This is a genomic window from Flavobacterium sp. CF108 (assembly GCF_900129795.1).
In the GTDB taxonomy this organism is placed as follows: Bacteria; Bacteroidota; Bacteroidia; order Flavobacteriales; family Flavobacteriaceae; genus Flavobacterium.
On sequence record NZ_FQWW01000004.1, the window covers coordinates 56,577 to 83,113 of the forward strand.

Genomic DNA, 26,537 nt, shown 5'->3' on the forward strand with positions numbered 1-26,537 from the left:
TCAAACATAATTAAACCATTAAGAGATTAAGAAAACAAGCCTCAAAGCTTAATACACTTAATCTCTTAATGGTTTAAAAAATATTTTATGTTTCTTCAGATTACTTTACCGAAACAATCTGTGTTACTTTGATATGGTTTTCGTCGTCGGTTTTCCAGATTTCTCCTTTTAATGACACTATATCTCCAATTTTTAGTTGCTTGTAATTTTGCGGACCGCCAACGTTTACAATGCTGATTGTTGCAAAATATACTCCTTTTGTGTCCGTATTGATTTTTGCTGTGTAACCGTCTTTTCCAGATTCTATCGATTCTACTTTTCCTGAAACTGCACTACTGGTATCATTTTTCATAGTTGTACAAGAGATTACAAAAGTCATTAAAACGACAAGGAAACTTATTCTTTTTAGATTTTTCATGTTTTGAAATTTTTAACCGCGAAGTACGCTAAGATTTACGCAGGGTTCGCTAAGTTTTGTTTTATGTTACTATTAAATTTGAAACAAAATTTATGCCAGCTGAACGCAGCTTCCGGCAATAACTTTCAAATGACCATCAAATTGTTTCCAGACTCTTATGTATTTCAAAACTCCATTTATGGGGTTATTATCGTAAGTTCCTTTTAATGAAACAGAAACAGTAACTACAGCAGTATTATCTATAATATTTATAATTTGATCTGAAGCTTCGAGAGAATCAATTTTCATTTTACCCGAACGATAGGAATTCAAATCAAACTCTTTAGTGATGGTTTCTCCAGTTGGCAAATTAAAAAGCAAATCATCGTGAAGAATTCGTTCTAAAACAGAAACATCGGCATTTTTAATTGCGGTTAAAAGTTCAATTTCGGCATTTACAATTAGATCTTTTTCCATCAAATTAGAATTTTAAGGATTATTTCTTCGGATTCAAAATTGTTTTGATCATGGCGTCATCTTTTAAAATAACATCATAATAATACATTTCGCCATATAACTGACGGGCAAATTCAGCCGTAATATATCGGTTTACCAATGCTTTGGTTTTGTCTAATTTAAGATCTAAACCTGTCAGCAAAATATAATTTTTAAACTTTTTGAAATAAGCATCAGAGCTTTTCATTTTTTCTAAAAACTCATTAAACTTAAGTCCTGCAAAAGCATTTCGGTTTTTATCTAATTCTTCAAAAACAAAATGACCCACGATTCCGGTTTGAAGCAAATAAGCCACATTTTCATTTCCATGCTCTGCTTCCATCGGAACAAAAACATCCGGAACGATTCCGCCGCCGCCGTAAACGATTTTACCCTTTGGTGTTTTAAATTTTAAAGAATCGGCCACTTTTATGCTGTCTTTTGCATACAATTCTCCAGAATTTATTCTTGATTCAGATTCTTTAAAATATTCTTCGTTTCCTTTTTTATACGGCTTTTGAATTGATCTTCCGGTTGGCGTGTAATATCTCGCAACAGTCAAGCGAACGGCAGATCCGTCGTTGAAATCCATTTCGCGCTGTACTAAACCTTTCCCAAAAGAACGACGCCCAACAATGGTTCCGCGGTCGCTGTCCTGAATTGCTCCGGCCAGAATTTCACTCGCAGAAGCACTGTTTTCATTAATTAAAACATATACTTTTCCGGTTTCAAAACTTCCGGCTTTTGTGGCGTATGTTTTTTCAGTCGTTCCGTTTTTATTTTTGGTAAAAACAATTAACTGTTTGTCTTTTAAAAATTCATCGGCAATGGCAATCGCTTCTTCCATATAACCACCGCCATTATCGCGAAGGTCAATTACAAGCGACTGAATTCCTTTTTGTTTTAACCGTGTTAAACCTGTTTTGAATTCGTTAAAAGTGGTTTCGGCAAAACGATTGATTTTGATATAACCTGTATTATTTCCAATTAATAAAGACGCATCGACACTTTTTATCGGAATAACATCTCTTTTAATTTTAAACTTCAGTTTCTTTTGTTCGGATTTTCTAAAAACGGTCAATTCGATTTCAGAACCTTTAATTCCTTTTAATTTTGAAAATAAACTATCCGAAGGCAATCTTCTTCCATACAATTTAGTTTTTCCTGCATATAAAATCCTGTCGCCCGATTTTAATCCTGCTTTCGCAGAAGGTCCGTTTTCGACTGGTTTTATAATCGCAACAGAATCTTTGTACATATAGAAATTGATCCCGATTCCCACGAAATCACCTTTCATGCTTTCGGCAACTTCAGCTTGTTCGCTTGGCGGAATATAAACAGAATGCGGATCTAATTTTGAGAGTATATTATCGACTGTAAGGTTTACAATCGAATCTGTATTAACACTGTCAACATATTCAGTATTGATAAAATCAATCAGTTTATTCAGCTTGGTTTTGGAGTAATTTTTGGCCAAAAGCTGATCATCTGCGGAAGAGTTTGTTAAACTTCCGATTACGATTCCGAGGGCAAGTGTCGCCCCGATAATCATTGGCAGATATTTTGGATTAAATTTCATTATTCTTCTAAAACAGGAATATGTTCGACTTCGATGCCTGCTTTTATTAAAAACTGAATTCCCGAATCATCTCGGTATCCATCTTGATACACCACTCTTTTTATTCCGGATTGGTGTATTAATTTACTGCATTCTTTGCAAGGCGAAAGTGTGATATACAAGGTTGCGCCTTCGCATGACTGCGTTGATCTGGCTACTTTTAGGATTGCATTTGCCTCGGCGTGCAAAACATCCCAGCGTGTTAATCCGTCTTCGTCTTCGCAGCAATTTTCAAATCCGGATGGCGTACCGTTGTAACCATCAGAAATGATCATTCTGTCTTTTACGATAATCGCTCCAACTTGTTTACGTTTGCAGTAGGATAATAAACTCCATTCTTTAGCGATTCGCAAATAAGCTTTATCGTATTTATTTAATTTTTTTACTTCCATTTATTTTATCTGTTCCAAATTGGACTTTCAATAATCATCGGAATTACAACTCCAATAATAAAAGCTGACATTACCAGTGCCCAATCGCGTTTAGAAAAACGAAATACTGTTTGTACAATATATGAGATTACCAAAACTACAAAAACAACTACCAGCTGTGCGGCTTCAATTCCTAAAGCAAATTCTCCTAAAGGCAATAATTTTGAACTTGGCGATCCTCCTAAAATTGTTTTGAAATAGTTTGAGAATCCAAGTCCGTGTATAATTCCAAAGAACAAAGTCACAAAAAATATCACATTTACGCCGTCATTTTTAGTTGCTTTTCCTGCAGTAAAAAGATGGTACAATGCCGTGATCAAAATCGTAATAGGGATTAAAAATTCAACGATATTTACTTTTATTGCAATTATTCCGAAAACAGAAAGTATCAGGGCTAAGGTGTGACCGATTGTAAAAACGGAAACCAAAAGCAATATACGTTTCCAGTCTTTAAAAGAATACGGAACAGTTAATGCGATTAAAAAAAGAACGTGATCGTAAGCGTTGATATCTAATACATGCTTTAATCCTATTTGAAAATAAATCCAAAATTGCGACATACGGGTAATACTATTAAATGATTAGGGGTTGTAAACTTACGATTTATTTTGAAGAATTTACGATGCGGATTCTTAAAACAATAAGTAAAAATAAGTTAAATTTATGAGAAATTTAAAATCGTTAAATTAAAATAAGATTTATCTTTGCGTGATAAAAAACTTTATAATTATGTCATTTTCAGATTTATTCGATAGCGAATTCAAACAAAGAAACAAAGGTCATTTTTCAGCTATTGTTCGTGTAGCATTAGCAGACGGAATAGTTCACCCTGAAGAAAAAAGTTTCTTGGATAAATTAGCTTCGCGTTTAGAAATTTCAGAATCAGAATACGAAGAAATTTTAAACGATCCTTTAAAATATCCAATCAACCCTCCTTATTTACACGTACAACGTTTAGAGCGTTTATACGATTTAACGAGGATGGTACACGTTGATCACCATTTAGAAGATCAACAAGAAGTAATGCTAAGAAAATTAGGAATTGCTTTAGGTTTTACACCAAGTAACGTAAATTATATTATTGCAAAAGCATTGTCTTTAGTTGATAAAAAAGTAGATGCTGATACTTTTGTATACGAAATGCAGCACATGCATAAATAGTATTTAGTTTGTAGTTTTCAGTCTCCGTTTACAGTTTGTACTGAAATTTCATGCTTACATCAAATTATAAACCCGACAGATTTTTAAAATCTGTCGGGTTTGCTTTTTTAGCTAAAAGCATACCTGTAATGCAAATTGGTTTTGCTTAATTTCGAAATGATTAATGTTATATATTTCTTCATTCAACTGGACTGAAGTCCAGCCCTACAATATAATTTGTTCCTTTGGAACTTTAAAAGAGCCTTTGGCTCGATCCATATTGTAGGGCCGGACTTTAGTCCGGTTTGACATGTGAGAATGTGAAAAAATTTAAACCCGACAGGTTTTAAAAAATCTGTCGGGTTTTGTTTTTTTTTAGCTAAAAGCATACCTGTAATGCAAATTGGTTTTGTTTAATTTCGAAATGATGAATGTTATACATTTCTTCATTCAACTGGACTAAAGTCCAGCCCTACAATATAATTTGTTCCTTTGGAACTTTAAAAGAGCCTTTGGCTCGATCCATATTGTAGGGCCGGACTTTAGTCCGGTTTGACATGTGAGAATGCGAAAAAATTTAAACCCGACAGGTTTTAAAAAATCTGTCGGGTTTTGTTTTTTTTAGCTAAAAGCATACCTGTAATGCAAATTGGTTTTGCTTAATTTCGAAATGATTAATGTTATACATTTCTTCATTCAACTGGACTGAAGTCCAGCCCTACAATATAATTTGTTCCTTTGGAACTTTAAAAGAGCCTTTGGCTCGATCCATATTGTAGGGCCGGACTTTAGTCCGGTTTGACATGTGAGAATGTGAAAAAATTTAAACCCGACAGGTTTTTAAAACCTGTCGGGTTTGCTTTATCTGAAAACTGCGACTATAAACTGAATACTTACTCAGCAGTCGCCATAAACTCCTCCGCTTTTTCTACCATATTATAGCTTCCACAGAAAAACGGAACTCTTTGGTGCAGTTCTGTCGGCTGGATTTCCATAATTCTTCCAAAACCGTCTGTTGCTTTCCCTCCGGCTTGTTCAGCCAAAAATGCCATTGGGTTACATTCATATAATAAACGTAATTTTCCTTTTGGTGCTTTTGAACTTGTTGGATAAAGGTAAATTCCGCCTTTAATCATATTTCGATGAAAATCGGCCACTAAACTTCCTATATATCTTGAAGTATAAGGTCGGTCTTCTTCTTCACGCTGACAATATTTGATGTAGTTTTTTACTCCCTGCGGAAAATGGATATAGTTTCCTTCGTTTACGGAATAGATACTTCCGTCTTTTGGAAATTTCATATTAGGATGCGAAAGGTAAAATGTACCAATTGCAGGATTTAATGTGAATCCGTTTACGCCATAACCAGTTGTATAAACCAGCATTGTCGAAGTTCCGTAAATTACATAACCTGCCGCAACCTGATTAATTCCCGGCTGTAAAAAATCTTCGATTGTTACCGGAGTTCCTATTGGTGTAATTCTTCTAAAAACAGAAAAAATAGTTCCTACCGAAACATTCACATCAATGTTTGAAGATCCGTCAAGCGGATCCATTAAGATCACGTACTTATTATTATGACTGTTGTCGCTCCCCTGAACAGTTATAAAATCGTCGTTTTCTTCAGAAGCAATACCACAGACAATCTCACGGTTTATTAACGTCTGGATAAATACTTCGTTTGCATAGACATCTAATTTTTGCTGGTCTTCTCCCTGAATATTCTGTTCGCCTGCGGCGCCAATAATATCCACCAATCCAGCTTGGTTTACTTTGTGATTGACAACCTTGGCTGCCAAACGAATTGAGTTGATGATCCGGGAAAGCTCTCCCGACGAATACTGAAATGCTTTTTGGTTCTCAATAATAAACTCTCCCAGTGTTTTATTGCGTTCTTCCATTGCTATATCGTTATAGTTTTAATTTTAAGTCACAAATATCGCTTATTTTGTGAGAATGATTTAAAAATTATTTTGTTAGTTTGCTACTATTGTATATTTGTCTAATTAAAGACAAAAAGAATGCAGTAAATACATTTTTTTTTTGCTAATATGCAGTTAATAATAAGAATAAATGAATTGCTTCTAAAGAAAGTCTGCTTTGAATAGTTTTAAAATACAAAGCAATTTTATGAGGCACAAATAAGTAAATTATGAATATTAGAAAAGGAAATCCTGAGGACATGAAATCGGTTTTGGGGTTAATTCAGGAGCTGGCAATATTCGAAAAAGAACCTGATGCTGTAGTCATTACAGAGGAAGATTTAGTACGTGACGGATTTGGAGAAAAACCGCTTTTTCAGGTTTTTGTAGCTGAGATTGATTCAAACGAAACTGGAACAGGAAAAGAAATAGTGGGAATTGCATTGTTTTATTACCGCTACTCGACCTGGAAAGGAAAAACAATACACCTTGAGGATTTAATTGTAAAGGAAAAAATGCGCGGCACCGGTTTAGGATCTGCACTTTATGCCGAAATAATGAAACAGGGAAAAAGAGATAATGTTAGAAGAGTGGAATGGAATGTTTTAGACTGGAATACTCCGGCCGTTAATTTTTATAAGAATTCTGGCGCGAGAATTCTTGATGGCTGGCAGGTTGTTCAAATGGATGAAACAGGAATTAATTCGTTCTTAGAAAAATTATAATTTTTTGCCACGAATTTCACGAATTAGCACGAATTAATTAGTGGAAATTTGTGGAATTCGTGGCAAAAAAATCAGTGAAAATCATTTTAATCTGTGGCAAAAAATAAATCTGCAGCAGAAAAAACATAAAAAAATACCAGATTTCATTCAATCTGAAATCTAAAATTAAAAATCTAAAATTAAAAATGAGAGTATTTAAATTTGGTGGAGCATCGGTAAAGGATGCCGAAGGAATTAGAAACGTATACGACGTTTTACAAAAAGTGGGTTATGAAGATGTGATTTTGGTCGTTTCGGCAATGGGGAAAACCACAAATGCTCTTGAAGTTGTAATCAAGAATTATTTTGAGAAATCGGCAGAGTTGAATTCATCTGTACAAGAAATAAAAAAATACCACAATCAAATATTATTAGATTTATTTGATGATGAAAAAAATGCTGTATTTGCTGCGGTAAATGAGCAGTTTTCAGAATTAGAATACTTCTTAGCACATAATAAATCACCAAACTACAATTTTGTTTACGATCAGGTTGTAAGTTTTGGAGAATTGATTTCTACAAATATTCTAAGTCATTATATGAATTTCAGAGGAATTCAGACGCAATGGCTTGATGTTCGTAATTTCATTAAAACAAATGCAAATTACAGAGACGCAGAAGTTGACTGGGAAGCTACACAGCAAAACATCAGCAAAAATGTACCTAGAAAACAACTAAATATCACACAGGGATTTTTAGGTGCCGATGAAAATAATTTCACCACTACTTTAGGTCGTGAAGGTTCTGATTATACTGCGGGAATTTTTGCTTACTGCTTAAATGCCGAAAGTGTTACAATCTGGAAAGACGTTCCGGGAGTTATGAATGCCGATCCACGTTATTTTGAAAATGCAAGTTTGTTAAACCAAATTTCATATCGTGAAGCAATCGAATTAGCGTTTTACGGAGCAACGGTTATTCACCCAAAAACATTACAGCCGTTACAGAAAAAAGAAATTCCGTTGTATGTAAAATCATTTATCAATCCATTATTAAAAGGAACTTGTGTTTCTAAAGGTGTTGATTTAGAACCGCAATATCCTTGTTTTATTGTAAAAAGGGAACAGCTTTTAATTTCGCTTTCATCTATTGATTTCTCTTTTATTATGGAAGAAAACATTAGTGAGATTTTTGGATTATTCCACGAATTCAAAATCAAAGTAAACCTGATTCAGAACTCTGCGATTAGTTTTTCTGTTTGTGTGGAAGATAAATTCGGAAACTTCAATGAATTGAATGCGATTCTTTCTAAAAAATTCAAAGTAGATTACAGCGAAAATGTAACACTTTATACGATTCGTCACTTTACAGAAAATGCTGCACAAACGGTTGAAGAAAACAAAGAAGTTTTATTGAAACAAGTAAGCCGCGAAACCATGCAGATTGTTACTAAAGAACTAAATTAATACTTGATAAAAAAGGTAATTATTAAAATTCAGATATTTTTGAAAAGGCTTCACTTAATTGTGAAGCCTTTTTGTTTTTATTTAGATATTCTAGGATTGTCGAGCTTCTTCCGTTCCTTCGACTTCCCTCAGGATGACAATAGATATAAAAATAAAATCTGTGTAAATCAGTTTAATCTGCGTTATCTGCGTGCCATTTACCTCGCCCTATTATTCTCTGACTGTTCAATTTCAGTTTTTTTATAATTTGTCTTTTTTGAATTCCCGAAACTATACGTTGCAATCAGCTTAAAATAATTGGTAGTATAAGTTCGGTGATAATAAATTTGGGTTTGGCCTACTTCGTAATCGCCCGAAACCATAAACTTGTGAAAGATGTCATTTGCGGTAAAATTTAGTTTTAAGGCATCTTTAAAAAAGTTTCTTTCGATTCCTAAAGTTACTGTTGAGCGCGCATTTTCGCTTCGCAGTCCGTAACTTTTATCGCCTAAATACCAGGCAAGCAATTGTACTTTAAAAAGATCCGGAATTGTGAAGGTATTATTTGAATATAAATAGATTTGCGGTTTAACCGGCCCCAAAGCATATTCATAAAAATTATCGATGGACTTACTTAAACTCATGCTTACGGTATTGGTAGAAGTCCACCATTTGACATTGAAAGATCTTGAAAGCGAAGTGAAAAAAGTATGTTCTTTCTCAATATTTAAAGATCTTAAAATATAGCTGTTTGGCGTGTCGCCACGTAAAGCAGCTCCAGAAATTGGATCAATTTTATAAGTGTAGCCCATTTTAAAATCAAATTTCTTGTACATGGTTCCTATTTCAAAAGCATGAACTTTTTCCGGAAGTAAATTCGGATTTCCTTCAATTGTCGTAAACGGATCCTGATAAATAACATACGGATTCAAAGCCTGATATCTTGGCCGTGTTATTCTGGAAACATAGGAAAAATGTCCTTTCCAATCTTCTGAAAAATCAAAATTTAAAAGTAAGTTTGGAAAAAAGTTACCATAGCTTTTTCCGAATTTCTGAATTCCATTTGCATTTGTGTACAAATCATAATTTGTTCTTTCCGCCCTTGCTCCTATTGAAAAATTGACTTTTTCGCCCAATGTACTTCCAAAAGTAAAATAGGCTGCAGCAATTTTTTCATTGTATTTAAAATCACTCGAAAGTTCGTCATTCGGTTCAAAAATCATATCATCGGCATTAGCGATTAAAAAATCTGTTCCTGATTTTATGGTGGCGTAACTGTATTTTGCCCCCATTTCGAGTTTGGTATTTTCTTTTATTTTTTTTGAATAATCGGCTTGAGCGGCGACGATGTTTATGGTACTTCCTACATTATTTTTAAGATATTTCTGGATGTTATTTTCTTCGACCAAACTATTTTCTTCAATAAAATCTCTTACTGTTCCGTTGTAATTGGAATATTGTGTTCCTATAAACAACGATGAACCTTTTGAATCTGTAATAAGGTTATAATTCAGGTTTACAAACTGATTCAGCAAAACATCATTTTTAGCAATATCTGTGGCATAAAAATTATTACTCGCATTATTCGTAATTGAATTTCTGCTTTCTACCACTCCGCCTAAATCTTCAATGTTACCGCTGTAAGCCAATGAAACATAACTTTTTTCAGAGAAAGTATACTGCAGCCCAAATCCAAAATTCGAGTAATTATTATATTCCCTTCTCCAGTCTGTTGTTAAAACTGACTTCATATATTCGTCAGGATTTGGGCGCGTTCTTGTGGTGTACAATAATTCACGGCCTTTGCCTAATTGCAAACCGTAATTGGTTATAAAAGAGAATTTTCCTTTTGAATAATTAAAATCAAGAAGCGTGTTTGTGCTTGTTCCGGCAAATTTTGAAACGGTAACGTGCTGACTTGCTGAACCCATTATACCGCTTTCAATATTTTGTTTGGTAATTATATTCACAACTGCTTTTCCTTCGGCATCGTATTTTGAAGACGGATTTGAAATGACTTCAATTTTAGCAATCTGAGAAACAGGAATTGCTGCAAAACGTTCGTAATTAATCAAGATTCCATTTAGGTAAATAATTGCTTCGCCTTTTCCCAGAACGCTGATTTGTCCTTCGGCAACTACAACATTGGGAACGCGGCTCAATAATTCGTTTACAGAACTGCTTGTTGCGAGAACCGTTCCCTTAACATTGACATCGATTGTTCCGTTTGCACCATATTTTAATAATGACGGATTGCTTTTTATCACAACTTCATTTAACTGATTATGATCTTGATCCTTGACTATAGAATCCAGAGCAGGCTCTGATAATGTTGTTTTTTCTATTAGCTTATCCTCTTCAACATAGGATTTATCCCGATTATTTTTTACAGCTTGTGCTTTTATTTCGATTGATGAAAAAATCAGGCAATAAATAGAAATAACAACAACAATAAGAAATTTCATAAACTTTAAAGATTAGCGGTTTGACTTTATTGAACAAAAGTCATCTGAAAATCTGTGAATAAGGTTTTAGAAAGCGAAATCAGGAGTACGGATTTATAAATTAATACTCCGCTTTATGGCTGTAAAGCCTGAATCTGATAATTTAATGGCGTAGTACCGGTATGTTTTTTAAAGGCGGCGAAGAATGTAGATTTAGAATTAAAACCTACATCGTAACCAACAGATTCTAAAGTTAGTTTATCGTTTGATGTGATAATTTCGCAGGCATTATTGATTCTGAATTCATTTACGAAACTGGTAAAATTCTTTCCTAAGTTATTGTTTAAAAACTGCGACAATTGATAGCTTGGAATTTTTATTTCTTCAGATAAATCTTTTAAACTCAAATTCGGATTTTTGTATAATGCTTTTTCGTTCATTATTTTTTCCAGTTTTTGAGACAAAATGAAAGCTTCTTCTTCATTCAATTTTTTTTCTTTTTGAATATTGAGCAAAAACAAATCATCAGTTCTTGTTCGGTGTAAAAGAACCAAAATTATCAGGTATAAAATAAAAGTAAATGCGAGTGCGCCAGTAATACAGGAAACAAACGGAACTCTCACAAATCCTAAAAAGTAGGAAATAAATACTAAAGCAATTCCCAGAAAAATTGTTCCGAACCATCTTTCTGACGGAAGTGTATTTTGGTAATTCTGAATTATTTTCTCCAATAATAATCTGATTTCAAAACCTGAAATAAAAATATAAGTGAACCATTGAAGGAAAACAAAAGCTACAAAATAATCATTCCATAAAAGGGGATAATTTTGGTACGGAAATACAAAACCAATTATCAAAATAGTCAAAATCCAAATGGCTAAATGCGATTTCCATCTTACCGGAATCGTATTTTGAATTCCTGATTTTAAAGTAAAATATAAAAACGGCCCAATGAACAAACCAGCCGAAAGACCAATTTGCAAATAGTTTTTGTGCAGATTATTATTGAAATACACAAAAACGGTAACAGCAATTCTGGTACTTAAGGCGAATAAAAGTGTTCCAAGAAACAGATTAGAAAGGTATTTTTTCCTGGTAAAAAACAAAAAGTACAGACTTAGAATAAATCCGTTGAAAGCGCCTAAAGCACCAAAAAAGAATAATATTTCTTTCCCTAAACTCATATCTAAGTTTGTAATGCCTGAAGCTGATAATTAAGCGGTGTTGTTCCGGTATGTTTTTTAAAAGCGGCGAAGAATGTAGATTTTGAATTAAAACCCACATCGTAACCCACAGATTCTAATGTCAGTTTATCGTTTGAAGTGATTATTCTGCAAGCTTCGTTGATTCTGAATTCGTTTACGAAACTGGTAAAATTCTTTCCGAGATTGTTATTTAAAAATTGCGATAATTGATGGCTTGAAATATTAATTTCTTTGGATAAATCCTGCAGGTTTAAATTCGGGTTTTTATACAAACTTTTATCGTTCATTATATTTTCCAGTTTTTCGGCAATGATAACCGCCTCGGCATTTTCTATCTTTTTACCCGAAATTTTCTGGGCATTCAATAAAAACAAATCGTCGGTCTTTTTTCGGTATAAAAGAATGGAAATTATCAGATATAAAATAAAAGAAAAAACAACAGCTCCACTTATATAGGTTGCACCCGGAGCGCCCATAATGGCTAAAAAGTAAAATAGAAATAATAGAAAATTGCCGAGAAACAGCATTCCAAACCATGTTTCGGCTGGAGTCGCTTTTTCTTTTGTGCTTAAAATTTTCTTGAGAATTCCTTTAATTGTAAACGCTGAAAAGATAAGATATACGAGCCATTGAAAGTAAATGATTCTTATTAAATAGAAACTCCAAAGTGTTGGATAAATTTGATACGGATATTGCATTCCAACTCCAAGAATGAGAATTCCCCAAAACAAAAGAATAAACTTCCAGGATTTGGGCAATATATTGATTTCTTCAACTGCCGATCTTAAAAAATAATACAGACACGGCCCAATAAAAAAACAAGCTGTAAGTCCTAATTGCAAATACATTTTTGGAAGTTCGGGATCAAAATAAATAAAAACCGATTTTCCAATTCGGATACTTAAAGCAAACAAAAGTGCACCAAGGAAGTAATTGGTCAGGTATTTTTTCTTGGTAAAAAAGAAAAAATAAATCCCAAGAATTATTCCGTTGAAAGCTCCCAAAGCACTAAAAAAGAATAAAAGTTCTTTGCCGGTATCCATGTTTTAAATTCGTTTTATACTGAACAAAGCTAAAAAAAAGATTGATGTGTGATGAGAATTCTACTTCAAATTATAATTAAATATCATATATAAAATGAGAGATTGAGTTCAAAATCAGCTGGTTTCCCAATAAATAAAAGCCTCGCAATTTCTTGATTATATATACTACTTTTGAATTTTTAGAGTTAAAATCTTTATGTTGAAAAAATTACTGTTTTTTGCGGTGCTTTTTTGTTATTCCGGGCTTATGGCGCAGGATACGGAATCGCTGTACAAAACAAAAAAAGTAATTGCGGTAAAAGACACAATTCATCTTGAAAAATTCAGTATAAACTCCAATTTTTTTGAACTTTTAAACAGTAAAAATGAACCAATTGATTCGAGTTTTTACAAAATTGATTTTCAAAAAGGAACGCTTCTTTTAAACGAAAAATTCACTTCTATTTCAGATACTTTAATTGTCAATTATCTTAATTATCCTGATTTTCTAACTAAAGAATATGGTCTATATAAAGACAGTCAGGTTGTGAGCAATGATGTTGGGACTGAAAAATTATACAAAATTGATAATGCCAATGCTAAAAAAGTGACGCCTTTTGATGGTTTAAACACTTCCGGAAGTATTACCCGCGGCGTTACGATTGGAAATAATCAAAGTACGGTTTTGAATTCTAATCTGGATTTGCAGATTACGGGAAAAATCTCAGATAAAGTGAGCTTGCGGGCTTCACTTCAGGATAATAATATTCCGCTTCAAGATGGCGGTTATTCCCAAAAATTGGATCAGTTTGATAATATCTTTATGGAACTTTTTACGGATGACTGGAACATTCGGGCGGGAGATGTTTTTTTGGAGAATCGGAAAACACAATTCCTGAGTTTCAATAAAAAAGTTCAGGGACTTTCTGCCAGTTTTGATTTTGATACGGAAAAAAGTAAAACCAATGTTTTTGCTTCGGTTTCGTTTGTAAAAGGGCAATATGCCAAAAGTACTTTTACGGGTCAGGAAGGAAATCAGGGACCGTATAAATTAAAAGGCCAAAATGGCGAATTGTATGTTTTGGTTATTTCTGGTTCTGAGCGTGTTTATGTAAACGGTGTTTTGCTCAAACGCGGCGAAAACAATGATTATGTTATTGATTACAATGCGGGCGAAATTGTTTTTACTTCGCTTTTTCCTATTACTTCAGAAATGAGGATTAATGTTGAATATCAATATTCTGAACGAAATTATAATCGATTAGTTACCTACGCTGGAGCAACAACCGAAAATAAAAGCTGGAGTTTTGGCGGTTATTTATATTCTGAAAATGATTTAAAAAATCAGCCTTTACAGCAAAATTTATCGACAGAACAAGTTCAGATTTTGAGTCAGGCCGGAGATGATCCAAGTTTAATGACGGCTCCTTCTGCTTATGAAGATAAATATGCCGACAATAAAATATTGTATAAAAAAACGATTGTAAACGGGGTTGAAGTTTATGAGTATTCCAACAATTCTACCGATGTTTTGTACAATGTAAAGTTCAGTCTTGTTGGCAATAATCTGGGGAATTATATTATTCAGAACACGAATTCTGTCGAAAGAATTTATGAATATGTTTCGCCTGTTGGCAGTATTCCACAGGGAAATTATGAACCAATTGTGCAGCTGGTTGCGCCTATGAAAATTCAGGTTGCGACTTTTTTAGGAAAATACAATCCTGACGAAAAAACGCTTGTTGATTTTGAAATCGCAATGAGTAATAACGATAAAAATTTATTTTCCGGAATTGACGATTCTGACAATGAAGGAATTGCTTTTAAAACGAATATTAAAAAACGCCTTTTTACCAGAGACTGGACTCTGGACGGTTTTGCAAATTATCAATTTGTGCAGAAAGATTTTAGATCGGTCGAGCGTTTGTACAATATTGAGTTTAACCGAGACTGGAATTTAAATTCGACACTTTTAGGGAATCAGAGTTTATTGGTTACGGGCGTTAATTTTGATTTATTTGCAAAAAAAGAAACTTCAAATATTGGTTTGTTTACGTATCAATTTGAGAAATTAGATTTTACCGAAAGTTATTCGGGAGCGCGTCATACTACAACGGCTTTGTTTAAATTGAAGAAATGGACAATTCAAAATCAGGGCAGTTTTTTAAATTCTGATGCAACAGCTTCGACTTCAAAATTTATCAGAAACCAAACCCGGGCAAAATATCATTTTGGTAAAAACTGGGTTGGCGGAAGTTTACAGCTTGAAGACAATCAGGAAAAAGATAAAGTTACGAATCAGTTTTCGGCTTTAAGCCAAAGGTTTTCTGAATACGGTGTTTTTGTTGGGCGTGGCGACAGTACAAAAGTTTTTGTTGAATTGGGATATTTACATCGTAGAAACGATAGTTTGCAAAATGGTCTTTTGCAGCACGTAAACAATTCGCAGACGTACTTTTTAAAGTCAAAATTAATCCAAAATAAAACGACTGATTTAGCGGTTTATGCCAGTTACCGAAACCTTGATTTTACAGATTCGAGCCGAAAAAATGAGCCTTCGTTAAATTCAAGAATTTTGTATAACGACCGATTTTTTAATCAGTTTATGCAAATAGGAACGGCTTATGAAACAAGTTCGGGAACTATTGCTCAGCAGGAATTTACTTATGTTGAAGTTCCTACGGGACAAGGCGTTTATACCTGGAACGATTATAACGGAAACGGAATTCAGGAACTGGAAGAGTTTGAAATTGCTGCTTTTCCGGATCAGGCGAAATATATTCGAATTTTTCTCCCGAATCAGATTTACATTAAAACGAATCAGAATAAATTTTCGCAATCGGTTAATCTGAATCCGCTGCAATGGCAAAACGAAAAGGGCTGGAAAAAACTGCTTTCTTATTTCTACAATCAGACTTCGTTTATTATGGATCGCAAAGTGCGAAGCAATGGAGATCGTTTAGAACTGAATCCGTTTTATTCTTCTGAGGAAAATATTCTGGGTTTGAATTCAAGTTTCAGAAATAGCTTGTTTTACAATCGCGGTAAGCAAAAACATTCTGTTACATATTCTTACCTTATTAATAACGGTAAAAATTTGCTTTCTATTGGTTCTCAAAATGTCAAAAACAGTTCGCATCAATTGCAGTATACGCATTTGTACCAAAAAAGCTGGCTGTTTAATTTGTTTACCAAAACGATAAAAACAGATTTGATTTCGGAGGATTTTGTCGAAAAGAATTATGATTTAAAAGGGTATCAGGTTGCGCCAAAAATTAGTTATTTGTTTTCAAAAAATACAAGTCTGGATTTCTTTTATGAGTTTCAGAACAAGGAAAACAAAATTGGAAATCAGGAGAGTTTAGTCCAAAACAGGCTTGGAACCTCATTTTCTTTTGCGGGCGAAAAGAAAGTAACGGTAAATGGCGAGTTTTCTTTTTATGAAAATAAGTTTACGGGAAATGAGTTTTCTTCTGTTGGTTTTCAAATGCTGGAAGGATTGCAGGCGGGTCAGAATTTAGTCTGGAAATTGCTTTTGCAAAAAAACATTACTTCTTTTTTAGATGTTAATTTAAATTATCAGGGACGTAAAAGCGAGACTGGAAATACGATACATACAGGAAATGTTCAGCTTCGTGCTTATTTTTAACACTTTACGAAAAACATAAGAATTAATTGCTTAATTTTAAATGAAATTTAAACTCTAAACCACCATGAAAAAATTATTATTACTTTGTTTTATAGTAGTTTTATCTACTAATTTCTACGCGCAGGAAACTACTAAAGACACTAAGGCTAAAACAGAGGCTAAGGCCAAAAAAGCAAAATCTGATGCTGACAAAGCAAAAGCCGATGCTAAAGAAGAAGCCACTAAAGCTAAAAAAGAAGCATCAAAAGCCACTGACGCATCTGCAAAAGCGGAAAAAGATGCGGCAGCCAAAACTAAAAAAGCAGCAGACAAAGAAGCTGCAAAAACTAAAAAAGAAGCTGCAAGCGCAAAAACAGAAGCGACTAAGGCAAAAAAAGCTTCTGATAAAGCTGAAGGGGCAAAAGCTGACGCCAAAAAAGCAAAAACCGATGCTGACGCAGCAAGTAAATCTGCTAAGAAAGATGCCGCTGCAGCTAAAAAATCAGCTACAAAAACTGTAAAAGAAACTAACGAAAAAGCTCCAAAAACACCGGATAAGGTTACTGGAGAATACAATGGTAAAAAAGTGTACACTGGTCCAAAAGGCGGAAAATACTATATTAACAAAAACGGAAACAAAACTTATATTCAGGATTAAAGAAAAGGGGCTAAGGTACTAAGTTGTTAAGGTACTGAGATGCTGAAATTCTAATATATTAAGATACGAGACTTTAAAGCCGAACATAAGTTCGGCTTTTTATTTGCTGAGAAAAAACTTAGAACCTTAGTATCTCAGTACCTTAGCAACTTAACATACAAGTAACTTTGTTTTTTGAATTGATATATTTTCTTCTTCTTTTTAACGAAAAACAAAGCCTGAGAACGCCTGTAGAGTTAATAATTTAGTAATGTGTGCGAAATAACATAAAAAACATATTTATCTATCTTCGTTTTTTAAAAGCGTTAAAAACTATGAGCATTGATTATTCTGCTAACAAAACTATATTAGTTGCTCCGTTAAATTGGGGACTTGGGCATGCCACTAGATGTATCCCTATAATTAAGGCGCTTCAAGAAAATAATTTTATTCCGATTATTGCTTCTGACGGTGTTGCGCTGGCTTTATTACGAAAGGAATTTCCATACATTCAAACTCTGGAACTGCCTTCTTATCATATTGAATATGCTAAGAATGGTAAAAACTTTAAATGGAAGCTGATTAAAAATCTTCCGAAAATGATTACGGCCATTTTAGATGAAAAGAAAATGGTGAATGGCTGGATTAAAAAACATGGTATTGACGGAATTATTTCGGATAACCGACTGGGTGTTTTCAGCAAAAAAGTACCTTCTGTTTTTATGACGCATCAGTTGAATGTGATGACAGGAAACACGACTTGGTTTACCAGTAAATGTCATCAGCATTTTATAAAAAAGTATACAGAATGCTGGGTTCCTGATTCTAATGATAAAGTGAATCTTACGGGAGATTTGGGACATCTTAAAACAGATGAACTGAACCTGCGATATATTGGGCCTTTGAGCAGAATGAAGAAAAAGGAAACGCCAAAGATTTATGACTTGATGATTATTTTATCTGGGCCCGAACCTCAGCGTACTTTTCTGGATGAAAAACTGCAAAAAGAAGCTGCTAAATTTAATGGAAAGGTTGTTTTTGTACAGGGAATTGTTGAGAAAACCCAGGAAAAATGGGAAGCAGGAAATGTTACCTATTACAATTTCATGAACTCAAAACAGCTGGAACAAACTTTTAACGAAAGTGAATTTGTGCTTTGCCGTTCTGGTTATACCACTGTTATGGATTTGGCTAAATTAGGAATGAAAGCTTTTTTTATTCCTACACCGGGACAGTATGAACAGGAATATCTGGCGATAAAACTTCAGGAAGAAAATCTTGTACCGTATGCAATGCAAGACGATTTTACGATTGAAGATTTATCAAAGGTAAAGTCGTTTAAAGGTTTGTCCCAATTTAAAAATGAAATAGACTGGGACTTATTATTTAGTGTTTTTGAAGATCATTTATAAAAAATAAAAAATCCGTGTCAATCAGCGTTTTCACGATAGTGAATCTGTATAATCTGCGTCGAAAATTAGACACCGATTAAACTGATTTGCTTTCGCAAAGTCGCTGATTAACACGGATTTTATTTTTATTTTTTTAGAAGTTGAACTGCGCTTGCAATCGCAATAAATTTCCTTGTTGCCTGTTTATTGGAAGCGCACTGTCTTCAAAAGTTCTGTCGGCGATTACATATTCTGCCGTTAGTTCAAAAGCTTTAATGGGCTGCCATTCGACACCAAATTCATAATCTCTTACGACATAACTTCTGGCATCTTTTTCGTATTTCTTTCCTCCGTCATAATATTGAAATTTGGCGAAAGGATAAATACGCTGTTTTTTAAGATCCCATTTATAATTTAGTAAAACGTAACCTCCGTTTAAATCGGTTTCATCAACATGGTTGGTTAATGTATTATAACGCGGGCCTCTACCTATATTATATTCTGTCTGGATTCCGAATGGTCTTGGATATAAAACAAAAGTTGCTCCAAGTCTTTGGTCTTTTACATATTGCGGATCGTCAACACTTACTCCATTAGAAATTTCTCCGGTAAAAGCCCATTTTCCTGTGTAAGCCTGAATTCCCGGTTCGATAATCTGGCTTCCTATTACAAATGGATAAGTTACTCTGGCTACAACATTAATATCTCTGTTTCCGTCTATTTTATTGGCGATTTGCCCATTGTAAACTCCAAAAGCAAAAACTCCATAATCACCAGATCCTTTGAATCCATCTTTAACCAGCATTTCAAAACGTTCTCTTATTTTGGCTGGTGCCCAGTAAAAGAACATACCTAAATCACGCTCATTTGCTATTGAACTGTTTATGGCATCGGCACGATCAAGAGTTAAACGCTGTCCGCTTGACTGCATGTTTTCGAAGCCGTATGGAATTTTACTTTGTCCGATACGAACGCGGTATTCTTTTTTCTTATCAAAAGAAAGATCAAAATAAAGATCTCGAATCTGCACGAAATTCTGAATTCCGGTTACGGGTGAACTGGCAAAATCGGGCTGAAAATAGAAATATACATTTGGATGAACCTGACCTGAAAATATTAAACGCGCACGGCGAATAAAAAGTCCGTTATTTGATTTTGCGTCTGGAGCTGTTGAAGTTGTTCCCCAGGATTTATCGCACTGATCACAGGAAACTTTGTCATTTGTAGAAAAAAGTCCGTTGTACCTAATTTGAGCATAACCTCTTAAAGAGATTCTGTCGTACCAGTGTTCTTCAATTCCTCCTCCGGATTTAGTCTCCGGAAGTTTTGCTTTATTGATGGAATCTAAAATACGAAGTACTTCATTTTTTACTTCTTGTTTGTTTATTTCCTGTGCATTTGCAGCACAAGTAAGCAGCATTAAAACGGCTAATATTTTTCTTTTTATCATTAGTTCTTTAATTCCCTTAATTTCAGGATGCAAAGATGACTCACCTATGTTAAGAAATCATTAACAAGATGTTACTATAATAAAAATTTAATGTTATCGACTAAAAGCGTATGTTGATTTATTGTTAAACCCCTTGTTTTAGGGCTTTCAGCAAAAATGAACTTACAATTTTTTAACGTCGGCTTTTTGTATTTTAAATGCTTTTTCGAGCGTAAAAGAGAATTCTGAACCAATTCCGAACTCACTTTCTACATAAACTTTCTCTTTATGAGCTTCAATAATATGTTTTACAATGGCCAAACCTAAACCAGAACCTCCTTCAGAACGTGTTCCACTTTTGTCAACTCGGTAAAAACGTTCAAAAAGTCTTGGAATGTTTTGTTTTTCAACTCCTTCTCCATTATCACTTATACGAATTAAGACTTTTTTCTTGGTTAGGTTTACAACGCCAACTTCTGTCAAACCGCCTTCTTTTCCGTATTTAATTGAATTCACAATTAGGTTTTCTAAAACTTGCTGAATCCTGTCCTGATCTCCGCGAATAATTACGGACTGTACATTTTTACTTTCAAAAGCCAGTTTGATTTTCTTTTTATCGGCTTTCATTTCCAATAAATCAAAAACATTCTGAATCAGTTCAACGATATCAAAATCAGTCATATTCAAATCTAAATCACCAGACTCCAGTTTGGTAATCATATCTAAATCTTCGACTATATATATAAGACGTTCTACTCCTTTTTCGGCACGTTTTAAATATTTTTTTCGAATGTTTTTATCGTCCATTGCACCATCAAGCAAAGTCGAAACATAGCCCTGAACGGTAAATAAAGGTGTTTTTAATTCGTGCGAAACGTTACCCAGAAATTCTCTGCGGTATTGTTCACGAATTTCGAGCATTTCGATTTCGAGCTTTTTATCGGTTGCAAACTTTTTCACTTCTCGCGAAAGCGTTTCCATGTCGGTTGTTATAGGCTGGTTAATTAGTGTTGTGGATTCTAATAACGAAACCTCATCGTATATTTTCTTTACTCTTCGATAAATAAAACGTTCGACGCGATATTGCAAAACCAAAAAGGAGAATATATAAATGGATATTATGAAAATGATTCCAAATGCAATTTGGTGTTTTAACTGATTTTTATACAATAACGACATCAGAATCAGTACAAATCCTGTCGAGAAAAGACTGATATACAATGCCGATTTTATAGCAAATTTGTATGTTTTTTTAAAATTAATTTTCATTGATATTTTTAAAATAATAAAACCATTTATAAGGCTGCTTTTTTTACCATATAAGTGATATAAGTTCATTTAAAGATAAAAACTTATTTCTAAGAATTACATACGAACTTAAAAAAGTAAATCTTTGTCAAAGTTCAGAACTTTGACAAAGATAAAATTAGATTTAAAAAGTATATACACTATAATTTAAATGAACTTATATCACTTATATGGTGTAAACTTTTATAGAATGTTTAAACTTCAAATTTATAACCAACACCTTTTATGGTTTTAAAAAGGTCTTCTCCTATTTTTTCACGCAGTTTTCTGATGTGAACATCGATTGTTCTTCCTCCTACTACAACTTCATTCCCCCAAACTTTATCAAGGATCTCGTCTCTTTTGAAAACTTTTCCTGGTTTTGAAGCTAATAAATAAAATAATTCGAATTCTTTTCTTGGTAAAGCAATTTCGACATTGCCTTTTATGATTTTGTATTCTTCGCGGTTAATCTCGATTCCGCCAACATTTATAGTATCTGTAACGACTTCTTGTTCTTTTAACCTTCTTAACAAAGCCTTTACTTTAGACACTAATAATTTTGGTTTGATTGGCTTTGTAATATAGTCGTCAGCACCTGCGTCAAAACCAGCTACTTGCGAATAATCTTCGCTTCTTGCGGTAAGAAATGTTATGATAACATTATTTAACTCAGGAATTTTTCTGATGTGCTCACAAGCTTCCATCCCGTCCATTTCTGCCATCATCACGTCCATGATAATTAATTCCGGCAATTCTTTCTGAGCCTTTGCTATAGCGTCTTTTCCGTTAGATGCTGTAACAATCTGGTAGCCTTCCTGAGCGAGGTTATAGCCAACGATTTCTAAAATGTCCGGTTCGTCGTCAACTAATAAAATCTTAGTTTGTGTTTTTTTCATAAATAGCAAAAATTGAGATTTTTACATCAAATATTCTTATTTATTTATCCGATGTTTTTTATTTCACAGGGTAAATATACTAACAAATGAACGGTTAAAAATTGGTGTTAACCGTAATTTAATCTGGTAACAATTTCATAATCTTAACAACACAAAAACATAACAAGTCCGTAACATGAACTTTACAGGGCGGTTCTTTCTTTGCACAAAAATAAATTAAACACAACACACAAATGAAATTCAATTTAAGATTTCTATTTATTGCATTATTTATCTGTACGATTTCGATCGCGCAAAACAAAGGTACGATTTCTGGAGTTCTGACTGACAAAGAAACGAACAATGCGGCGTTACCTTTTGCTAATGTTTTAATTAAAGGTACAAATATTAGCGTAAACACTGACATTGACGGAAAATATTCGTTGAATGTAAATCCTGGAAACTATACTATTGTTTTTAGTTTTGTAGGATATGAAACAAAAGAAGCTCCAGTTACTGTAAAAGCAGGCGAAACTGTTACAGTTAATCAAGTACTATCATCAGGAAGTTTTACCCTAAAAGATGTTGTTGTAAAATCTACAGCAAGTAAAGAAAAAGAAACTGCTCTTTTATTAGAACAAAAAAATGCTGTTGTAATCAAACAAAGTATTGGTGCACAGGAAATGTCTAGAAAAGGTGTTAGTGACGTTGAAGAGGGCTTAACTAAAATAACAGGAATCACTAAGGTAGACGGAAGAGGTTTATTCGTAAGAGGTTTAGAGGATCGTTACAATAGTCTTTTACTTAATGACTTGGCTGTTCCATCAAACAATCCATTTAAAAAAATCATTCCTTTAGATATTTTTCCAACCGATATTGTAAGTGTTTTAGAAACATACAAAACTTTCAATACTAATTTATATGGTGATTTTGCAGGAGCTACTTTCAATATCATAACAACTGCTACTGGAAAAAGCCAAACGAAAATTAATTTTGGAGCTGGTTATACTATCAATAATAACCTGAAAAAGTTCCTTATTTCTCAAGACGCAACTTCAACATCTGATTTTTTTGGATTTTCAGGTAACGAAAGAGATTTACCATCTGCAATAAACAAAAACCCTAGTTTTCAAACATTAACTGCGGACCAAGCTGCAAACGGATTTGGTTCAGGGTTTGACGTTAAAAGTGATGTATCTCCTTTAAACACAAGTTTTGGAATTACTCATTCAGAAAAATTCAATATAGGTAAAAATCAAAACGTATTTCAATATTTGTTATCACTTAACTATGATAATAAATATCAAATTAGAACCGGTGCAGATAGATTTTTCAATCCGGGGCAAGGAAACTATATTAATGATCTAGTTACAACACAATACAAGTTTATAACAAACTCATCTGCATTAGCAGCATTAACTTATAAAACAAACAGATTTTCTCTTACATCAAACACCACCTATTTAAGATCGACCGAAAATTCAATACAAGATCAGTTAGGTTATACGAATTCTAATGTAAACCAGCCAAATGGTTTTATAAGAATGAACCAATTGCAAGAGTCTACTTTTTTCAACACACAATTGTTTGGTAATTACAAAATAACTGAGGATGGAAGACACTCAATAAAATCTGGTGTTTCATACTCTACAACACAATACGAACTTCCTGATAGAAAATCTTTCAGTGGTATTAAGATTGACGACAATACAACTTCAATATCGTATAGTGGTAATAGTATAGTTAGACAATATCTTGATTTCAAAGGCGATGAACATATCTCCGGTTTACTTGAATACAGTTGGAAATTTGGCAATGAAGACATTAGCAAATCGCACAAGCTTACAACAGGTTATAACGGTTATATGAATAAAATGGGATCTGAATATAGATTTTTAGTATCACAAAGACTAAACTCAAATAGTATTACTTTCCCAACTAATACTCCTGATGCAATTTTAAGAGATGAAATCTTAAACAATAATTTCACCTATAATGATGGAACAAACCCAACTTACAAAGCAATGTTAGAAGAGTTTGTTAACGCCGGATACTTAGATTTAGCCTTTAAATTTTCCGAAAAAATAGAATTAAATGTAGGTGTAAGAGCTGAACAGACTCATAGAGAAACAGAATACAAGGATGCAGGAAGTTTTGAAGATCCGTATAAAACAATAACTGTTGATAAAACAGATTTTTTACCGTCTCTGAATGCAAAATATATCTTAAATCCAAATTCAAACGTACGATTTGCAGCCTCAAAAACAATTACAAGGCCTGTAATTATGGAGTCTTACCCTCTTGAGTTTGTAAATCCAGATGGTACTATAGAACAAGGTAACCCTTTATTAATCAATAGCGACAATTACAATTTTGATTTGAAATACGAGTTATTCCCAACCAATAAGGAATTAATTTCTGCTACAATTTTTACTAAAATAATAGAAAATCCTATTGAAAGATTATTTACAAATTCAGCAGGAAGCGGCGGTCAGATTATGACATACGGCAATTCTAAACAAGCCTTTCTTTATGGTGCTGAATTTGAATTCTTATTCCAATTAGAAAGAATTTCAAAATCATTATCTAATTTCTCATTTGGTGCAAATGCCTCATTAATGGATTCAAAAGTAACTATTGAAAAAGTTTTTAAAAATGGTGTTAACAATCCAGAAACAATTGCCGAGGATGCTGATCCAACTCGAAAACTACAAGGAGCATCACCTTGGATAGTAAATGCTGATCTTAGATACGATTCTGAGTTTAGTGAAAAATGGAAAAGTTCTATGACTATGGTATACAATCTTTACAGCAAAAGAATCTATGCTGTGGGAACAAATAAATTAGATAATTATTATGAAATGCCGTTTGGTAAACTTGACTTTATTTGGCAAAACAAAATTTCAGACAAATTCGATGTTAAATTATCAGTAGACAATCTATTAAATCCAGCCTACAAAATTGAAATGGGTGAAAAGAGTAGACTTGAGATAACCGAAAGTGATTTAACGGTAAGAGAATATAAAAAAGGAGTTGGTTTCTCTATGAATATATCTTATACATTTTAAAAAAGCACTTAACAATTACAAAACATAAACTTAAACAACGAGTCATAATTTCATAACATTCTCTTAAATAGATTGAATGGGGCTCGAATTAAATTTGTTTAGGTTTAAAATAAATAAAACAAAACACAAAACTTATGAAAAAATTAGTATTCTGCTTAGCAGTTTTGGGAAGTATCTTTACAGGATGTTCTAGTGACGACAATAATGATACACCTATAAAACAACCAGTAACCGGAGAAATATCTTCAGATATTACAGTAAGCAAAACTTATGCATATGGTAACTACACTTTAAAAGGAATGATTAAAGTTAGCAACGGTGCAACCCTTACTTTCGAAGCTGGTTCTACAATTACTTGCGATAAATCTACTGGACAAAATGGTCTTGTAATATTAAATGGAGGAAAATTAATTGCTAATGGTACTGCTGATGCTCCAATCGTTTTTACTGAAAAATCAAAAATAGGAGGTGCTTGGGCTGGTATTATTATGTATGGAGATGCTCCAATTGTAAATTCAGCAACTGCTCCTGCTCCACAAACAGCAGTTTCAGAAGATGGTTTAGGATTAACATACGGAGGTTCAAATCCAACACACAATGGAGGTTCATTAAAATATGTAAGAGTTGAATATGCTGGACAAGTAATCACATCTAACAGTAAAGAAAATAACGGATTCTCTTTCTACTCTGTTGGTTCAGGAACTGTATTAGAAAATTTAGTTTCTTATAAAGGTAATGACGATGGTTTTGAATTTTATGGAGGAACAGTAAGTTTGAAAAACTCAATTTCTTACGGAAACTCTGATGACTCTTTTGACTGGCAAGACGGATGGAGAGGTCAAGACAATACAAACTGGTTTGCATACCAAACAGGAGTTGCTAACTACGGTTTAGAGGTAGAAGCAAAAAGTGTTGACAATGCGTTCTGGCCAAAAGTTACTAACATCACTCTTAAAAGAGCTGCTGGTACAACTACAGAAGCACAAGGCGAAATTCAATTGGACGCTATCCAATTTAAAAAAGAAGGAAATGGTGATTACAGCAACATCGTAGTTGATGGTTATGTTAGCCAAACTACTCCAGCTGCTTACAACGGTGGTGTAATTCAAATATTAGACAAAGCTACTTATGATCACCAAGTTGCTGCAGGAAAAATCAAATTAAACAACGTGAAAATCACAAACTCTCCTCTTACTTTCATTTCAGGAGTTCCTGCTTCATTCACAGTAACTGCAGCTAGTTTTGTTCCTGCATCAAACTGGACAACTAGTACTAATGCTACAGGAGCTACTTTAACTGGTGGTGCTTGGGCTACAGTTGATGGTGTAAACTTATTAGCAAAACTATAAGTTCTTCACACATATAAAAATGTTAAAAACATCCTAAATTATTAGGA

The 26,537-nt window shown here is 33.6% G+C and carries 20 protein-coding genes; 8 read left to right on the forward strand and 12 right to left on the reverse strand.

Features of this window, described 5'->3' with window-relative positions; genetic code table 11:
• Nucleotides 1-100 precede the first annotated feature (100 nt).
• From BUE10_RS11980 to BUE10_RS12000, 5 genes are all read right to left on the reverse strand, one after another.
• A complete protein-coding gene (locus tag BUE10_RS11980; protein ID WP_073485376.1) occupies nt 101-418 on the reverse strand; it encodes a hypothetical protein in 318 nt (105 codons plus the stop codon).
• Between the two features lie 90 nt (nt 419-508).
• Nucleotides 509-874, reverse strand: coding sequence for a nuclear transport factor 2 family protein (locus BUE10_RS11985; protein ID WP_073485378.1), 366 nt, complete (start codon nt 872-874; stop codon nt 509-511).
• Between the two features lie 19 nt (nt 875-893).
• Entirely contained in the window at nt 894-2,471 is a 1,578-nt protein-coding gene (locus BUE10_RS11990) for a S41 family peptidase (protein WP_073485380.1), read from the reverse strand.
• A complete protein-coding gene (locus BUE10_RS11995) occupies nt 2,471-2,902 on the reverse strand; it encodes a deoxycytidylate deaminase (protein WP_073485382.1) in 432 nt (143 codons plus the stop codon). The genes BUE10_RS11990 and BUE10_RS11995 overlap by 1 nt, the downstream gene beginning before the upstream one ends.
• Nucleotides 2,903-2,907: 5 nt before the next feature.
• A complete protein-coding gene (locus tag BUE10_RS12000; RefSeq protein ID WP_073485383.1) occupies nt 2,908-3,501 on the reverse strand; it encodes a HupE/UreJ family protein in 594 nt (197 codons plus the stop codon).
• Between the two features lie 169 nt (nt 3,502-3,670).
• On the opposite strand from BUE10_RS12000, the gene BUE10_RS12005 reads away from it, so the two are divergent.
• Nucleotides 3,671-4,102, forward strand: a complete 432-nt coding sequence (locus BUE10_RS12005) for a tellurite resistance TerB family protein (RefSeq protein WP_073485385.1) — start codon at nt 3,671-3,673, stop codon at nt 4,100-4,102.
• An 872-nt stretch (nt 4,103-4,974) separates the two neighbouring features.
• On the opposite strand, the gene fbp is transcribed toward BUE10_RS12005, so the two are convergent.
• A complete protein-coding gene (gene fbp / locus BUE10_RS12015; protein ID WP_073485397.1) occupies nt 4,975-5,982 on the reverse strand; it encodes a class 1 fructose-bisphosphatase in 1,008 nt (335 codons plus the stop codon).
• A 251-nt stretch (nt 5,983-6,233) separates the two neighbouring features.
• Here fbp and BUE10_RS12020 point away from each other — a divergent pair, with 251 nt between their 5' ends.
• Both BUE10_RS12020 and BUE10_RS12025 read left to right on the forward strand, forming a co-directional pair.
• On the forward strand, nt 6,234-6,728 hold the full coding sequence (locus tag BUE10_RS12020) for a GNAT family N-acetyltransferase (protein WP_073485399.1): 495 nt from the start codon (nt 6,234-6,236) through the stop codon (nt 6,726-6,728).
• A gap of 185 nt (nt 6,729-6,913) precedes the next feature.
• Nucleotides 6,914-8,173 carry an aspartate kinase gene (locus tag BUE10_RS12025; RefSeq protein WP_073485401.1) on the forward strand — a complete coding sequence of 420 codons (1,260 nt, stop codon included), beginning with the start codon at nt 6,914-6,916 and terminating at the stop codon, nt 8,171-8,173.
• Between the two features lie 197 nt (nt 8,174-8,370).
• On the opposite strand, the gene BUE10_RS12030 is transcribed toward BUE10_RS12025, so the two are convergent.
• The 3 genes from BUE10_RS12030 to BUE10_RS12040 all read right to left on the reverse strand — a co-directional run bounded on the left by BUE10_RS12030 (nt 8,371) and on the right by BUE10_RS12040 (nt 12,844).
• Complete coding sequence (locus tag BUE10_RS12030; RefSeq protein ID WP_073485402.1) at nt 8,371-10,617, reverse strand: TonB-dependent receptor domain-containing protein; 2,247 nt, start codon at nt 10,615-10,617, stop codon at nt 8,371-8,373.
• Nucleotides 10,618-10,730: 113 nt separating this feature from the next.
• Complete coding sequence (locus BUE10_RS12035) at nt 10,731-11,780, reverse strand: helix-turn-helix domain-containing protein (RefSeq protein WP_073485404.1); 1,050 nt, start codon at nt 11,778-11,780, stop codon at nt 10,731-10,733.
• 2 nt (nt 11,781-11,782) lie between these two features.
• Nucleotides 11,783-12,844, reverse strand: a complete 1,062-nt coding sequence (locus tag BUE10_RS12040) for a helix-turn-helix domain-containing protein (protein WP_073485405.1) — start codon at nt 12,842-12,844, stop codon at nt 11,783-11,785.
• Nucleotides 12,845-13,040: 196 nt separating this feature from the next.
• Here BUE10_RS12040 and BUE10_RS12045 point away from each other — a divergent pair, with 196 nt between their 5' ends.
• The 3 genes from BUE10_RS12045 to BUE10_RS12055 all read left to right on the forward strand — a co-directional run bounded on the left by BUE10_RS12045 (nt 13,041) and on the right by BUE10_RS12055 (nt 18,500).
• Nucleotides 13,041-16,472, forward strand: a complete 3,432-nt coding sequence (locus BUE10_RS12045; RefSeq protein ID WP_073485407.1) for a hypothetical protein — start codon at nt 13,041-13,043, stop codon at nt 16,470-16,472.
• 64 nt (nt 16,473-16,536) lie between these two features.
• Nucleotides 16,537-17,109: a hypothetical protein gene (locus BUE10_RS12050; protein ID WP_073485409.1), complete on the forward strand. Its 573-nt coding sequence runs from the start codon at nt 16,537-16,539 to the stop codon at nt 17,107-17,109.
• 314 nt (nt 17,110-17,423) lie between these two features.
• Nucleotides 17,424-18,500: a glycosyltransferase gene (locus tag BUE10_RS12055; RefSeq protein ID WP_073485411.1), complete on the forward strand. Its 1,077-nt coding sequence runs from the start codon at nt 17,424-17,426 to the stop codon at nt 18,498-18,500.
• A 133-nt stretch (nt 18,501-18,633) separates the two neighbouring features.
• On the opposite strand, the gene BUE10_RS12060 is transcribed toward BUE10_RS12055, so the two are convergent.
• The 3 genes from BUE10_RS12060 to BUE10_RS12070 form a co-directional block, all read right to left on the reverse strand.
• The gene (locus BUE10_RS12060; RefSeq protein ID WP_073485413.1) at nt 18,634-19,929 is read right to left on the reverse strand and encodes a porin; all 1,296 of its coding nucleotides are present in this window, start codon (nt 19,927-19,929) and stop codon (nt 18,634-18,636) included.
• A 162-nt stretch (nt 19,930-20,091) separates the two neighbouring features.
• Complete coding sequence (locus BUE10_RS12065) at nt 20,092-21,177, reverse strand: sensor histidine kinase (protein ID WP_073486109.1); 1,086 nt, start codon at nt 21,175-21,177, stop codon at nt 20,092-20,094.
• Nucleotides 21,178-21,410: 233 nt separating this feature from the next.
• Nucleotides 21,411-22,094 (reverse strand): response regulator transcription factor, encoded by a 684-nt coding sequence (locus tag BUE10_RS12070; protein ID WP_012022635.1) that lies wholly within the window; start codon nt 22,092-22,094, stop codon nt 21,411-21,413.
• 233 nt (nt 22,095-22,327) lie between these two features.
• Here BUE10_RS12070 and BUE10_RS12075 point away from each other — a divergent pair, with 233 nt between their 5' ends.
• Complete coding sequence (locus BUE10_RS12075; protein ID WP_083598066.1) at nt 22,328-25,141, forward strand: TonB-dependent receptor; 2,814 nt, start codon at nt 22,328-22,330, stop codon at nt 25,139-25,141.
• Nucleotides 25,142-25,275: 134 nt separating this feature from the next.
• Nucleotides 25,276-26,490 carry a hypothetical protein gene (locus tag BUE10_RS12080; RefSeq protein WP_073485415.1) on the forward strand — a complete coding sequence of 405 codons (1,215 nt, stop codon included), beginning with the start codon at nt 25,276-25,278 and terminating at the stop codon, nt 26,488-26,490.
• The last annotated feature ends 47 nt before the right edge of the window (nt 26,491-26,537 follow it).